The sequence below is a fragment of the Cupriavidus sp. H39 genome, assembly GCF_050271075.1.
Lineage (GTDB): Bacteria > Pseudomonadota > Gammaproteobacteria > Burkholderiales > Burkholderiaceae > Cupriavidus > Cupriavidus necator_B.
The window spans coordinates 206193-218815 of the sequence record NZ_CP189848.1 but is presented as its reverse complement, the minus strand read 5'-3'; the positions used below and the strand labels follow the sequence as shown (position 1 = coordinate 218815).

General features: G+C 68.5%; 12 protein-coding genes and 1 tRNA gene. 10 read left to right on the top strand and 3 right to left on the bottom strand.

Annotation, left to right across the window (positions count from 1 at the left end; translation table 11 throughout):
* Positions 1–111: 111 nt before the first annotated feature.
* The 3 genes from ACOCMH_RS16465 to ACOCMH_RS16455 all read right to left on the bottom strand — a co-directional run bounded on the left by ACOCMH_RS16465 (position 112) and on the right by ACOCMH_RS16455 (position 2991).
* Positions 112–516 carry a thioredoxin family protein gene (locus ACOCMH_RS16465; protein WP_427311999.1) on the bottom strand — a complete coding sequence of 135 codons (405 nt, stop codon included), beginning with the start codon at positions 514–516 and terminating at the stop codon, positions 112–114.
* 83 nt (positions 517–599) lie between these two features.
* Entirely contained in the window at positions 600–1802 is a 1203-nt protein-coding gene (gene dprA / locus ACOCMH_RS16460; protein WP_427311997.1) for a DNA-processing protein DprA, read from the bottom strand.
* A gap of 7 nt (positions 1803–1809) precedes the next feature.
* Positions 1810–2991, bottom strand: coding sequence for a LysM peptidoglycan-binding domain-containing protein (locus ACOCMH_RS16455; RefSeq protein ID WP_427311995.1), 1182 nt, complete (start codon positions 2989–2991; stop codon positions 1810–1812).
* Positions 2992–3151: 160 nt separating this feature from the next.
* On the opposite strand from ACOCMH_RS16455, the gene def reads away from it, so the two are divergent.
* From def to ACOCMH_RS16405, 10 genes are all read left to right on the top strand, one after another.
* Positions 3152–3658, top strand: coding sequence for a peptide deformylase (gene def, locus ACOCMH_RS16450; protein ID WP_018005004.1), 507 nt, complete (start codon positions 3152–3154; stop codon positions 3656–3658).
* Between the two features lie 153 nt (positions 3659–3811).
* Positions 3812–4825 (top strand): methionyl-tRNA formyltransferase, encoded by a 1014-nt coding sequence (gene fmt, locus ACOCMH_RS16445; RefSeq protein WP_427311993.1) that lies wholly within the window; start codon positions 3812–3814, stop codon positions 4823–4825.
* A gap of 188 nt (positions 4826–5013) precedes the next feature.
* Positions 5014–5874 (top strand): zinc metalloprotease HtpX, encoded by an 861-nt coding sequence (htpX, locus tag ACOCMH_RS16440; protein ID WP_427311991.1) that lies wholly within the window; start codon positions 5014–5016, stop codon positions 5872–5874.
* 142 nt (positions 5875–6016) lie between these two features.
* Positions 6017–7447 (top strand): 16S rRNA (cytosine(967)-C(5))-methyltransferase RsmB, encoded by a 1431-nt coding sequence (gene rsmB, locus ACOCMH_RS16435; RefSeq protein ID WP_427311989.1) that lies wholly within the window; start codon positions 6017–6019, stop codon positions 7445–7447.
* Positions 7448–7456: 9 nt separating this feature from the next.
* On the top strand, positions 7457–8359 hold the full coding sequence (locus ACOCMH_RS16430; protein ID WP_427311987.1) for a DUF4390 domain-containing protein: 903 nt from the start codon (positions 7457–7459) through the stop codon (positions 8357–8359).
* Positions 8356–10788: a sensor histidine kinase gene (locus tag ACOCMH_RS16425; RefSeq protein ID WP_427311985.1), complete on the top strand. Its 2433-nt coding sequence runs from the start codon at positions 8356–8358 to the stop codon at positions 10786–10788. The genes ACOCMH_RS16430 and ACOCMH_RS16425 overlap by 4 nt, the downstream gene beginning before the upstream one ends.
* 52 nt (positions 10789–10840) lie before the next feature.
* A complete protein-coding gene (locus ACOCMH_RS16420) occupies positions 10841–11551 on the top strand; it encodes a response regulator (RefSeq protein WP_427311983.1) in 711 nt (236 codons plus the stop codon).
* Positions 11552–11611: 60 nt separating this feature from the next.
* Positions 11612–11687: transfer RNA gene (locus tag ACOCMH_RS16415), tRNA-Phe, on the top strand.
* Positions 11688–11981: 294 nt separating this feature from the next.
* A complete protein-coding gene (locus ACOCMH_RS16410) occupies positions 11982–12269 on the top strand; it encodes a BrnT family toxin (RefSeq protein WP_427311981.1) in 288 nt (95 codons plus the stop codon).
* Positions 12235–12585: a BrnA antitoxin family protein gene (locus ACOCMH_RS16405; protein ID WP_427311979.1), complete on the top strand. Its 351-nt coding sequence runs from the start codon at positions 12235–12237 to the stop codon at positions 12583–12585. Before ACOCMH_RS16410 ends, ACOCMH_RS16405 begins: the two co-directional genes overlap by 35 nt.
* Positions 12586–12623: the final 38 nt, after the last annotated feature.

The following is a 12623-nucleotide window of genomic DNA, read 5'->3' as shown; positions in this document are numbered from 1 at the left end:
GCAAACGTAGTAATCAGAACGCCGGGGGCTATGAGGCGCCAATAATAAGCGCGGTTTCGACGGTGGTGCAAGCAAGCCTCCTTGCGGCCCTCTTGCCGTCCCGTACACCGCCTAGGCGCCGCCGCGCCGTCCGCCAAGCAACCACTCCAGCACCTGAGGCGCTTCTTCCGCGGGCACCGGCATGGCCGCACCGCGGGCGAGCATGCGCTCGAGCACCTCGACATGCGGCAGCAGGGTGCCATAGAACCGTGGCACCCCACCCGCTGCCGGCTGCACCAGCACGGTCGGGAAATTCTCAATATCGATATCGCCAAGCGCATCCGCATGGGTCTCGATATCGATCCAGACAAAGCAATCGTCCGGATGGCGTGCCGCCAGCGCCGTCAGCGCCGTCAGGTAATCCCGGCAGGTGCCGCACCACTGTGCGCACAGGCAGGCCACCAGGCGACCCTGCGGCCGCGCCGCCAGGCACTCGGCAATGGCGCCGGCGTCACGTTCAGGAAAGTAAACGGTCATGGCATCGGAAACATGAGGAGCCCGCGACACACGGACAGCCGGCGATTGTATCGGTATTGCGCTGAGGGCCGGCCGTGCCGCCTTCACGCAAGGCGTCGGAACAGGTTTCCCGGTAGACGCTCGGCAAGCCCGGCCAGTTCCAGTTCCAGCAGGCGTGCCGCGGCGGCGTCCGGGGGCTGGCCGCTGCGCTCGCACAGCGCATCCAGCGTAACCGGATCGTAGCCGAGGGCGGCCAGCAGGGGGTCGGCACGGTCGGCTAATTCAGATTGCTCCGCAGCTGGCTGCGAGGCCAGGGCCTGCGCCGCGGCCTGCGGCCGAAGCGGTGAGGCCGGCCCCAGGTTGATTTCCTCAAGCACGTCCTCGGTGCGTTCCACCAGCTTGGCGCCCTGGCGGATCAGCAGGTGGCAGCCCTGAGACAGCGGCGCGTGGATCGATCCGGGCACCGCGAACACCTCGCGGCCCAGTTCCGCGGCCAGCCGCGCGGTGATCAGCGAGCCGGATCGCGCCGCGGCCTCGACCACCAGCACGCCGTGCGCGAGCGCCGCGATGATCCGGTTGCGGCGCGGGAAATTGGCCGGCATACCCTGCATGCCAAGCGGAAATTCGGTGACCACGGCGCCGCGCTCAGAGATCTCATGGGCCAGGGCCAGGTTGTCGGCGGGATAGACCCGGTCGGCCCCCGTACCCGTGACCGCGATCGTGCTGCCGCAGCCAAGCAGCCCGCCGGCATGGGCGGCGGCGTCGATCCCCAGCGCCAGGCCGGAGATCACCGTCAGGCCCGCCCCGGACAGTTCGCGCCCGAAAGCCTGCGCATTGCGCTTGCCCTGCGCGGTGGCATTGCGCGCGCCGACGACGGCCACCGCCGGGCGGGCCAGCATCGCGGGATCGCCTTTGATATATAGCAGCGGCGGCGGATCGTGCAGGTCGAACAGGCGGGCAGGGTAGGCGTCATCGGCCAGCGTGAGCAGGTGGTTGCCCGGCGTGCCCAGCCACGCCAGCGTGCGTTCAACCAGCGCCGGCAGCCCGGCATCGGGCCTGGCCAGTACCGCGCGGGCCAGCTTGGCCGGAACGACGGCGGACAGCGCCGTCACGCTCTGTGCCAACACTTGCTGCGGCAGCCCGAACGCAGCCAGCAGCAAGCGCACCGCGACCGGGCCGATCCCGGGGGCACAGGTCAGCTGCAGCCATGCCTTCAGGTCGTCGGCATTGCGGATGGCGGCTTGCCCGCCGGCGCCGGCATGGCCCAGGGATGCGGCGCAGACCGGCGCCGCCGCAGACGTCGCCAAGGCGGGTTCAGCGCGGCGAGGTGGCCCGGTCGCCGACCGCGATCACGTTGGAAGCGTCGGTGACCAGCGCATACGACACGCCGGGGAACACGCGGAAGACAAAAGCGAGGCCGTAGCGCTCGTCCGGCAGCCGGATGGCGCGGTTGCCGTCGGTCTTGTCGGCCACGGTTTCGCCAGTGCGCGACAGCGCCAGCACGTGGCCTGGTTCCACCCCGGCCTGGCTGCCCAGGTTGAGCACCACCACCTGCCTCGCACCACCGAACTCCACCCCGCCATAGACCTTGGCGACGCGGCCGTCGAGCTGCGCATCGGGCGCGTGCGGCACATAGCGCAAGGCTTCACGCGCGGGCTGCGGCATCAGCAGCGTGCCGACGCCCATTTCCTGCCTGGCCTGCGTGACCTGCATGGTCGAGACGGCGTCCGGGCCCTGCGCGCCGCGCGCCAGGCGCACATTGCCTTCATATTCGGACTCGTAGCCGAGCACGGCCTGCGTCACGGGATCGCGCACCGGGGTGAGCGGGCGGTAGGCCTGCCAGTCGCTGCCCTGCGGCGCGTCCGCAGGGATGCCGCGGGCATAGCCGGTGTCGTCACGGCCGAGGATGACGCGCGATTCCGACACCGCCACGATGCGCGCGGAGGTGTCCAGCGTGTCCTGGTCGACGACCAGCGGCCGGATCAGGAAGGGCTCGATATCGGCGGCAGGGATGCTCAGGATGGCGGCCGTGTCGGTGGTGCCGCCGCGCATCTGCGGCGACAGGCGCACGGCGTCGCTGCCGCCCGGCGCCGTCGACAGCCAGGCCCGCCCGTCGCGCTGGATCAGGTACAGGATCTGGCCCGGGTAGATCAGGTGCGGATTGCGGATCTGCTGCCGGTTCATGCCCCATAGCTCGGGCCAGCGCCACGGCTGGCGCAGGAAGCGGCCCGAAACGCCCCACAGCGTGTCGCCGGCGCGCACCGTATATTGCGATGGCGCGTTGGCGGCCAGGTCGGCCACGGGAATGCCCTGCCGGGCGGTGCGCTGGGCTTCGGCCTGCTGGGCCGGCGTGACCGTCAGGTCCGCCGCTGTGGCTGGCAGCGCGGCCGCGGCGGTGAAGGCCGCGGCACTCAATAACGGATAAGCAAACCTGGGGATGAACGCGTGCAGCCTGCGGCCCGACGCCGCCTGGTGTTCTTTGGTAAGATCGCGCATTTTCCTGACCGGCCGGAGGTTCGGCCGGATTGACCCGGGAGAGCGTGCCTGTTGCGGCGCGCCTTGAATTTTTGTACTTGCGCCCCGATTCTGCATGTAAACATCCGCCGCCGCAACGCGGCCCGGTTGCCGGCAGCAGCCGGCGTTGCGCCCCAGCATCATGGCAAAACTCGACATCCTGACCTACCCCGATCCCCGCCTGCACACCGTCGCCAAACCCGTGGCCGCGGTGGACGACCGCATCCGCCAGCTGGTCAAGGACATGGCGGAAACCATGTACGAAGCGCCCGGCATCGGCCTGGCCGCGACCCAGGTCAACGTGCACGAGCAGGTGGTGGTGATCGACGTCTCGGAAACGCGCGACCAGCTCCAGGTCTTCATCAACCCGGAGATTGTCTGGGCCAGCGACAACCGCAAGGTGTGGGAAGAGGGCTGCCTGTCGGTGCCCGAGGTCTATGACCGGGTCGAGCGCCCCGACCGCGTGCGCGTGCGCGCGCTCAACGAGAAGGGCGAAAGCTTCGAGCTCGACGCCGACGACCTGCTGGCGGTCTGCATCCAGCATGAGATCGATCACCTGCGCGGCAAGGTCTTCGTCGAGTACCTGTCGCCGCTCAAGCTCAACCGCATCAAGAGCAAGCTGCAGAAGCGCGAACGGACCCGCATGTAAGCCGCCGCCGCGGCAATAAAGATGTAACAGCCCGCCGGAATCCGGCCACCCGCGTGCGGCATCGGCGCGGGGTCTGTTATCTTTATGACTTCCGAAGAACCCAGATACCGGCCGCTACAGCGGCCGGTGCCATTTCAGGCCACGGAACCTGCCATGTCCCAAGCCAGCCCCTTGCGTGTCGCCTTTGCCGGCACCCCCGAGTTTGCACGCGTCGCGCTGGAAGCGATCCACGCCGCCGGATTTCCGGTGGTCGCCGTGCTGACCCAGCCCGATCGTCCGGCCGGCCGCGGCATGCAGCTGCAGGCCAGCCCGGTGAAGCAGTTCGCCGTCGCCAACGGCCTGGCGCCGGTCTTGCAGCCGCGGTCGCTGCGCCGGCAGGGCAAGTATCCGGAAGAGGCCGCCGCGGCCATCGACACGCTGGCCGGCATTGCGCCGGACGTCATGGTGGTGGCCGCCTACGGCCTGATCCTGCCGGCCGAGGTGCTGACGCTGCCGCGGCTGGGCTGCCTAAATATCCATGGCTCGCTGCTGCCGCGCTGGCGTGGCGCGGCGCCGATCCACCGCGCCATCGAAGCGGGCGACGCCGAGACCGGCATCACGCTGATGCAGATGGACGAGGGCCTGGACACCGGCGACATGCTCACGCGCGAAGCCGTGCCGATCGGCCCGGACGACACCACCGGCACGCTGCACGACACGCTGGCCGCGCTGGGCGCGCGCATGATCGTGGCGGCACTGCGGGAGCTGGAAGCCGGCCGCACGCTGGCCGCCACGCCGCAGCCGGCCGAAGGCGTTACCTACGCCGAGAAGATCGCCAAGGACGAAGCGCCGCTGGACCTGCGTCGCCCCGCCGCGGCGCTGGCCAGCCAGGTGCGCGCCTTCAACCCGTTCCCGGGCGCGACGGTGCAGGTGGGCGATACCGTGATCAAGTGCTGGCAGGCGGTGCCGCTGGCGGCGGCAAGCAGCCTGCCGCATCCGCCGGGCACGGTGCTGGCGGCCGACGCCGCCGGCATCCTGATCGCCTGCGGCGAGGGCAGCGCGTTGCAGGTCACCGAACTGCAGAAGCCGGGCGGGCGCCGCCAGCCGGCGCAGCAGTTCCTGCAGGGCCTGCCGCTGCCGCCGGGCACGCGCTGCGTGGTGCCCGGCAATGGCGCCGCCCAGGAATAACCGGGCAGCCCTTTGCCGCACATGGCGGCATAAGTGCCGGGGGCAGCGCCCGGCCGGGCCCGCCGGCTGCGCCGCTCCTCCCATTCCGTTGAACCGCCGTTGAATTTTCGGCGATTGCCCCCTATCTAACGGTCATCGCGTCCGCTTTCACGCGGGACGCGGCTCACGATTACACGGAGATCACCGCAATGTTCAACTGGGTCAAGACCTTCATGCTGATGGCGGCCATCACGGCGCTGTTCATCGTTATCGGCGGCATGATCGGCGGGCGCAGCGGCATGATGTTCGCGCTGCTGATCGCGCTGGGCATGAACTTCTTCTCCTACTGGTTCTCGGACAAGATGGTCCTGCGCATGTACAACGCGCAGGAAGTCGATGCCGGCAGCGCGCCGCAGTTCTACGGCATGGTGCAGGAACTGGCGCAGCGCGCCGGCCTGCCGATGCCGCGCGTCTACCTGATCAACGAAGACGCGCCCAACGCCTTTGCCACCGGCCGCAACCCGGAGCACGCCGCCGTGGCGGCCACCACCGGCATCCTGCGGGTGCTGTCCGAGCGCGAGCTGCGCGGCGTGATGGCGCATGAGCTGGCGCACGTGCGCCATCGCGACATCCTGACCTCGACCATCGCCGCCACCATGGCGGGTGCGATCTCGGCGCTGGCCAATATGGCGATGTTTTTCGGCGGGCGCGACGAGAACGGCAACCGCACCAACCCGATCGCCAGCATTGCCGTGGCGATCCTGGCGCCGCTCGCGGCCTCGCTGATCCAGATGGCGATCTCGCGCGCGCGTGAATTCGAAGCCGACCGCGCCGGCGCCGAGATCAGCGGCGACCCGCAGGCGCTGGCCAGCGCGCTGGACAAGATCCACCGCTACGCGCAGGGCATCCCGTTCCAGGCCGCCGAGGAACACCCGGCCACGGCGCAGATGATGATCATGAACCCGCTCTCCGGTGGCGGCATCGCCAACCTGTTCTCGACCCATCCGGCCACCGAGGAACGCATCGCGCGGCTGATGCAGATGGCGCAGACCGGCACCTACCCCGCCTGAGCGGCCGGAAATCCGGGGCCCGGCCCCGGCACAAGGTAAACTGCCCGCTGTTCCGCATGGACCGGCGGGCTTTTTTTGGCCCGCGCCCCACGCCCTCCCGATTCACCGCCTTGACCGCTGCCTGATCCGCCGCCTGACCGATATGCGCCTGCCTCCCGATTCGCTTGCCTTCCAGATGCTTGGCGCCGCCACCGCGGTGCGCGCCGTCAGCGAAGGCACGGCCTTGCCCCAGGCGATCGAGGACGCCGCCGCGCAACTGCGGCTGGACCGCGTGCGCGATGCCGCCAGTCGCGGCGCGCTGCAGGACATTGCCTACCGCACCATGCGCCAGTTCGGCACCGCGCGCGCGCTGGTGACCAAACTGGTGACGCGCCCGCCCGGGGCGCAGGTCGATTCGCTGCTGGCGGTGGCGCTGGCATTGCTGCTGGAACACACGCCGGGGCCACGCGACAAGCACGACAGCGCCGACCCGGCGCGCCACGATGCCGACGCCGGCCGCCCCGGCTACAGCACCTTCACCGTGGTCGACCAGGCCGTCAGCGCCGCCGCCTCCGAACCCAAGACTGCGCATGCGCGCGGACTGGTCAACGCCGTACTGCGGCGGTTCCTGCGCGAGCGCAAGGCGCTGCTGGCCGAGGTCAATCGCGACGAGCAGGCGCGCTGGAACCTGCCGCCGTGGTGGCTGCGCATGCTGCGCGAGGCCTATCCTGACCAGTGGACGGCGCTGGCCGCCAGTGCCAACGTGCGCCCGCCGATGACGGTACGCGTCAACACCGCGCGCGTGTCCGTGCCGCAGTACCAGACCGACCTGGCCAACGCCGGGCTGGCCGGGCGTGTGGTGGGCCCGCAGGCGGTGCGCCTGGTGCGCGCGGTGCCGGTAACGCAGCTGCCGGGCTTTGCCGAAGGCGTGGTCTCGGTGCAGGACGCCGGTGCGCAACTGGCCGCGCCGCTGCTGGAGGTGGCCGACGGCATGCGCGTGCTCGATGCCTGCGCGGCGCCCGGCGGCAAGACCGGACATCTGCTGGAGCTGGCCGATATCGACGTGACCGCGGTCGAGAGCGACGCGCAGCGCGCCACCCGCATCGGCGAAAACCTGGCGCGCCTGGGCAAGTCCGCAAAGGTCGTGGTCGGCGATGCCAGCCGTCCCGCCGACTGGTGGGACGGGCAACTCTTCGACCGCATTCTCGCCGACGTGCCGTGCTCGGCCTCGGGCATCGTACGGCGCCATCCCGATATTCGCTGGCTGCGCCGCGAGACCGATATCGCCAAGCTCATCACCGAGCAGCGCCGCATCGTCTCGCAGCTGTGGCCGCTGCTCAAGCCGGGCGGCATCCTGGTCTATGTCACCTGTTCTATTTTCCCAACGGAGGGCGAGGAGCAGGCGCGCTGGTTTGGTGAGCAACTGGCAGATGCGATACGATTGCAGGCGCCAGGGCAGCTGCTGCCCGGCACCCATGCAACGCTTGCCGCGGGCGCGGACGGTGACCAGGCCGCCCTTGACAGCACCGGCGGCGCCAGCCTGCCATCCGATCACGATGGCTTCTTCTACGCCCGCTTCCAGAAACGCGCCTGATCTGATCCGATGCCGAGCACGCCGCGCCTGTCAGGCTTTCGCGTTGAAGTGGCCCGCTGCGCCGACACCGGCGCAGCCTCCGTGCCCAACCCGCGCAGCCGGCTGGCGCGCTGGGCGCTCGCGCTGATACTGGCGCTGGCCGCCGCGCTGTGGCTGCCCCGCGCCGCGCAGGCGCAGGTCATCGAGGCCACCGAAGCCCGCATCGAATACCAGGACGGCGGCTTCGAGCTGGCCGCCAGCTTTGACTTCGACCTGCCGCCCACGCTCGAGGACGCGCTGCACAAGGGCATCTCGCTCTATTTCGCGGTCGACTTCCAGCTCTCGCGCTCGCGCTGGTACTGGTTCGATGACAAGCCGGTCAACACCACCCGCAGCGTGCGCCTGTCGTACCAGCCGCTGACGCGCCAGTACCGCATCTCCACCGGTGGCCTGCAACTGCCGTTCACGCGCCTGAAGAGCGCGCTGCAGTTTATCCAGCGCGTGCGCGGCTGGCGGGTGTTCGAGCGCAATGCGGTCAAGCCCGGCGAAACCTACAGCGCCGAAGTGCGCATGCGGCTGGACCTGTCGCAGTTGCCCAAGCCGTTCCAGATCAATGCCGTCAACACGCGCGACTGGAACCTGGCATCAGACTGGCGGCGCTTCACCTACACCGTGCCGACCGATCTGAGCGCGCCGCCGCCGCCTCCGCCCGCACCACCGCCGGCACCACCGCCCCAGCCGCCGGCACCGCCACCGGCACCGGCATTGCCTGCGTTGCCAGCCTCGCCCCCCATGCCGGCACCGGCTGCGGCATCGGCGCCTGCCGCAGCCAATGAGCGGGGCCCGGGGGAAGGGCGCGGCCTGTACCTGCAAACTGTGTCGTACGCGCTGTCGCCGGCGATGCTGGCGCAGCCCGCTTCGAGCCAGCCATGAGCAACCCGTTGTGGGACAGCCGGTTCCGGCGCCTGCTGTACCGCGTCGTGGCCGGCATCATCGTGTTCCTGGCGCTGGTGCTGGTGGGCCTGCTTGCCGGCGCGTCGGCCAATACCGAATTCTTCGATCGCTATTTCACGCTGCTGTTCAAGGTGAACCTGGTGATCGGCGCGCTGCTGGTGCTGACCGTGGGCGCGCTGGCGGTGACGCTGTGGCTGCGCTATCGCCGCGGCAAGTTCGGCACGCGGCTGATGACCAAGCTCGCCGTATTCTTCGGCGTGGTCGGCGTGCTGCCCGGCGTGCTGATCTACCTGGTGTCGCTGCAGTTCGTCTCGCGCAGCATCGAGTCCTGGTTCGACGTGCGCGTGGAAACCGCGCTCGAGGCCGGTCTGAACCTGGGACGCGCCACCATCGACAGCTCGCTGGCCGACCTGCAGGTCAAAGCGCGGCTGATGTCCGAGCAGCTGGCCGGCGCCTCCGGCGTGGCCACCTCGCTGCAGCTGAACCGGCTGCGCGAGCAGTATGGCGTGCAGGAAGCCGCCATCTTCACCGGCAGCGGCCGCGTGCTGGCCACCGCTTCCAGCAACTATGCCTCGCTGGTGCCGGACCTGCCTTCCGGCGTGCTGGCAGAGCAGGCGCGGCTGGCGGGCGGCTATGCCGCGGTGGAGGGCGGCACCGATCCGTCGAGCGACGTCGGCCAGGCTCCCGAGCGCGTCGACAGCAGTCACCTGTACCGCCTGCGCGTGATCATCCCGCTGGGTGCGGCGCCAGGACCGGCACAAGATACGATCAGCGCCGCCAGCGCACCCCGCGCGTTGACCCGGCCGCCGCGCTGGGCCGGCTCCGGCCTGTCGGTCGAACGCAGCCCGGAAGACTCCCCTTCGAGCGGTTTCGGCCTGGTCGGCGAGAGCGTGCGCGAAGAACGCTACCTGCAGGTGCTGCACCCCGTGCCCGCGGCGCTGGCGCGCAATGCCGACGAGGTCCAGCGCGCGTACCAGGAGTACCAGGAAAAGGCGCTGGGCCGCACCGGCCTGCGCAAGATGTATATCGGCACGCTGACGCTGACGCTGTTCCTGGCGGTGTTCATCGCGGTGATGCTGGCACTGCTGCTTGGCGGCCAGCTGGCGCGGCCGCTGCTGATGCTGCTGCAGGGGACCAAGGAAGTGGCCGAGGGCGATCTGTCGCCCAAGCGCGAGCTGAAGAGCCGCGATGAACTGGGCATGCTGACGCAGCAGTTCAACCAGATGACGCGCCAGCTGGCCGAGGCCCGGCTGGCGGTGGAAGAAAACCGCGCCGCGCTGGAGCAGTCGAAGGCCTACCTTGAAAGCGTGCTGCAGAACCTCACCGCGGGCGTGCTGGTGTTCGACCGCCGCTTCGTGCTGATCACCGCTAACCCCGGCGCCGAGCGCATCTTCCGCCAGCCGTTCAGCGCGGTGATGGGCCTGCCGATGGACCAGATCCCCGGCATGGCGTCGTTCGGCGAGATCGTGCGCCAGGCCTTCTCGGACCAGAACACCAGCGAGGTGCTGGGCGGCGCCGAGCACTGGCAGAAGCAGATCGAACTGCCGCAGGGCGAGGAGCAGCCGCTGACGCTGCTGGTGCGCGGCGCGCGCCTGCCCGGCGGCGAGCGTGACGAGCCCGGCTATGTGATCGTCTTCGACGATATTTCCGATGTGATTTCCGCTCAACGCTCGGTTGCGTGGGGCGAGGTGGCACGGCGCCTGGCGCACGAGATCAAGAACCCGCTGACGCCGATCCAGCTCTCGGCCGAGCGCCTGCAGATGAAGCTCTCGCCCAAGCTGGAGGGCACCGATGCCGACGTGCTCAAGCGCGGCGCCGCCACCATCGTCAACCAGGTGGCCGCGATGAAGCGCATGGTCGATGATTTCCGCGACTACGCGCGTACGCCGCCCGCGGTGCTGCAATCGCTGCAGCTCAACAGCCTGGTAGCCGAGGTGCTGCACCTGTATGGCATCGACGATCCGACGGTGCATGAGCACCCCGTGATCCATCCGACGCTGGGCAGCGCGCTGCCCGAGATCAAGGGCGATCCCACGCAATTGCGCCAGGTCATCCACAACCTGTTGCAGAACGCGCAGGACGCGGCCGCGGAGAACGTCGCGGCCGGTAGGGCCGCGCCCCATATCACTCTGCACACCGAGACTGTAGAATACAAAGATTCTGCCGGCGAGAACCGGCAGGCCGTCAAGCTCACCATTGCGGACAATGGTCCCGGTTTTGCACCACGCATCCTGAGCCGCGCGTTCGAACCCTATGTGACCACCAAAGCCAAGGGCACGGGTCTTGGGCTTGCGATGGTAAAGAAGATCATTGACGAACACGGCGCGCGCATTGAACTGCGCAATCGCACGGAGGGTGCCGAGATCGTCGGTGCGCAGATCTCGATCCTGTTCGTTAAACTGGCATAGTCAACATTGGCGTCCGGTCCCGGAACGCTGCGGTGGGGTTAAGAGGGGAAGTATGGCAACCATCCTCGTAGTCGATGACGAAATGGGAATCCGCGAGCTGCTCTCGGAAATCCTCAGCGACGAAGGCCATGTGGTCGAACTCGCGGAAAACGCGCAACAGGCCCGCGATTACCGCGCGGCGGGCACGCCCGATCTCGTGCTGCTCGATATCTGGATGCCCGATACCGATGGCGTGACGCTGCTCAAGGAGTGGTCCGCGCAGGGACAGCTGACCATGCCCGTCATCATGATGTCGGGCCACGCAACCATCGACACCGCGGTCGAGGCTACCAAGATCGGCGCGCTCAATTTCCTGGAAAAGCCGATCGCGCTGCAGAAGCTGCTGTCCGCGGTGGAGCAGGGCCTGGCCCGCGGCATCGAACGCCCGCGCAGCAGCGCAGCCGCCACCGCCGCTCCGGCCACCGCGCCGTCGGCGGAAACCGGCACGGCCGCCACCACGCCCGAAGCTACGGTAGAAGCCGCTCCCAACGGCAGCCCGGCGCGCGTGCCGGAGGCGGAGATGCAGTTCTCGTTCGACATGCCGCTGCGCGAAGCGCGCGACCTGTTCGAGCGCGCCTATTTCGAGTACCACCTGCTGCGAGAACACGGCAGCATGACCCGCGTGGCCGAGAAAACCGGGCTCGAGCGGACCCACCTGTACCGCAAGCTCAAGCAGCTCGGCGTCGAGCTGGGCCGCAACAAGCCGGAGCCGGCCGAGCACTGACGCAGTGGCCTGGATGACGCTTGACTGGCTCCAAAAGTCCAGTTATAGTTTCGCTTCTTTGGCCCGGTAGCTCAGTCGGTAGAGCAGAGGATTGAAAATCCTTGTGTCGGCGGTTCGATTCCGTCCCAGGCCACCAGAACAGAAAAAGCCCGGCTCTTGCAGCCGGGCTTTTTGCATTGGGCGCTGTTCCGGTACGCGTGCCATGCCCCGCATCGCCGCCGCCCGGCGACACATTTCGATCCCATCCACGTCGCATTCCCCCGAACTACCAGGCACGGCTGATCGCAGTCAAGGTTGCCTTTTGCGTGCCGGCACATCTTGACGCTCCCATGCTCAGCAGGGAGACCTCGCCCGCGCTGGCGGCAGGCAATTTCCGTATTGGCAAATATATCCCTTGTCCCCGTCCATTTAACGTCTATACAATAAATCAATGCCGGTGGTGTTCGATCCGGTCAAGGACCTGGCCAACCAGATCAAGCATGGCGTATCGCTGGCACTGGCCGAAGCGTTCGATATGGAAGGTGCGCTGATCCGGGACGATCTGCGGTTTGCGTACGGTGAAGGGCGCGTGATCGCTACCGGGCTGATCGGCAACCGTGTTTTTGTGATGGTCTACACGATGCGAGGCGAGACGATGCGCATCATCAGCCTGCGCAAAGCCAACCGCCGCGAGGTACTGAAGTATGTCTACGAAACGGAAGGTTCATATCCCGACTGATGCCGAGGACAAGGCACTGACGCGCGCCGCACAGGCCGACCGCGACAACCCGCCGCTGACAGATGCCGAGTTCGCACGCATGCGGCCGGCGCGTGAAGTACTGCCCCGGCTGGTCGGCGAGCAGGCGGCGCAGGCGCTGTTGCGGCCACGCGGGCGCCCGGCGCTGCCGGAAGATCAACGCAAGGTCACGCTGAACATGCGTTGCGACCGCGATGTGGTCGAAGCCTTCAAGGCCACCGGTGATGGCTGGCAGACGCGCATCAACGATGTGCTGCGTGCCTACGCGAAGTCGCACCGCCTGCTGCCTGGCCGTTGATGGCCGCGGCCGCCGTTTCGCCCGGCGCGCAACACCCA

Coding starts and splice junctions, on each gene's coding strand:
- ACOCMH_RS16405 (WP_427311979.1), top strand. CDS start 12,235: ATGTCTACGAAACGGAAGGTTCATATCCCGACTGATGCCGAGGACAAG.
- ACOCMH_RS16455 (WP_427311995.1), bottom strand. CDS start 2,991: ATGCGCGATCTTACCAAAGAACACCAGGCGGCGTCGGGCCGCAGGCTG.
- htpX (WP_427311991.1), top strand. CDS start 5,014: ATGTTCAACTGGGTCAAGACCTTCATGCTGATGGCGGCCATCACGGCG.
- ACOCMH_RS16425 (WP_427311985.1), top strand. CDS start 8,356: ATGAGCAACCCGTTGTGGGACAGCCGGTTCCGGCGCCTGCTGTACCGC.
- fmt (WP_427311993.1), top strand. CDS start 3,812: ATGTCCCAAGCCAGCCCCTTGCGTGTCGCCTTTGCCGGCACCCCCGAG.
- ACOCMH_RS16465 (WP_427311999.1), bottom strand. CDS start 516: ATGACCGTTTACTTTCCTGAACGTGACGCCGGCGCCATTGCCGAGTGC.
- ACOCMH_RS16410 (WP_427311981.1), top strand. CDS start 11,982: ATGCCGGTGGTGTTCGATCCGGTCAAGGACCTGGCCAACCAGATCAAG.
- ACOCMH_RS16430 (WP_427311987.1), top strand. CDS start 7,457: ATGCCGAGCACGCCGCGCCTGTCAGGCTTTCGCGTTGAAGTGGCCCGC.
- rsmB (WP_427311989.1), top strand. CDS start 6,017: ATGCGCCTGCCTCCCGATTCGCTTGCCTTCCAGATGCTTGGCGCCGCC.
- ACOCMH_RS16420 (WP_427311983.1), top strand. CDS start 10,841: ATGGCAACCATCCTCGTAGTCGATGACGAAATGGGAATCCGCGAGCTG.
- def (WP_018005004.1), top strand. CDS start 3,152: ATGGCAAAACTCGACATCCTGACCTACCCCGATCCCCGCCTGCACACC.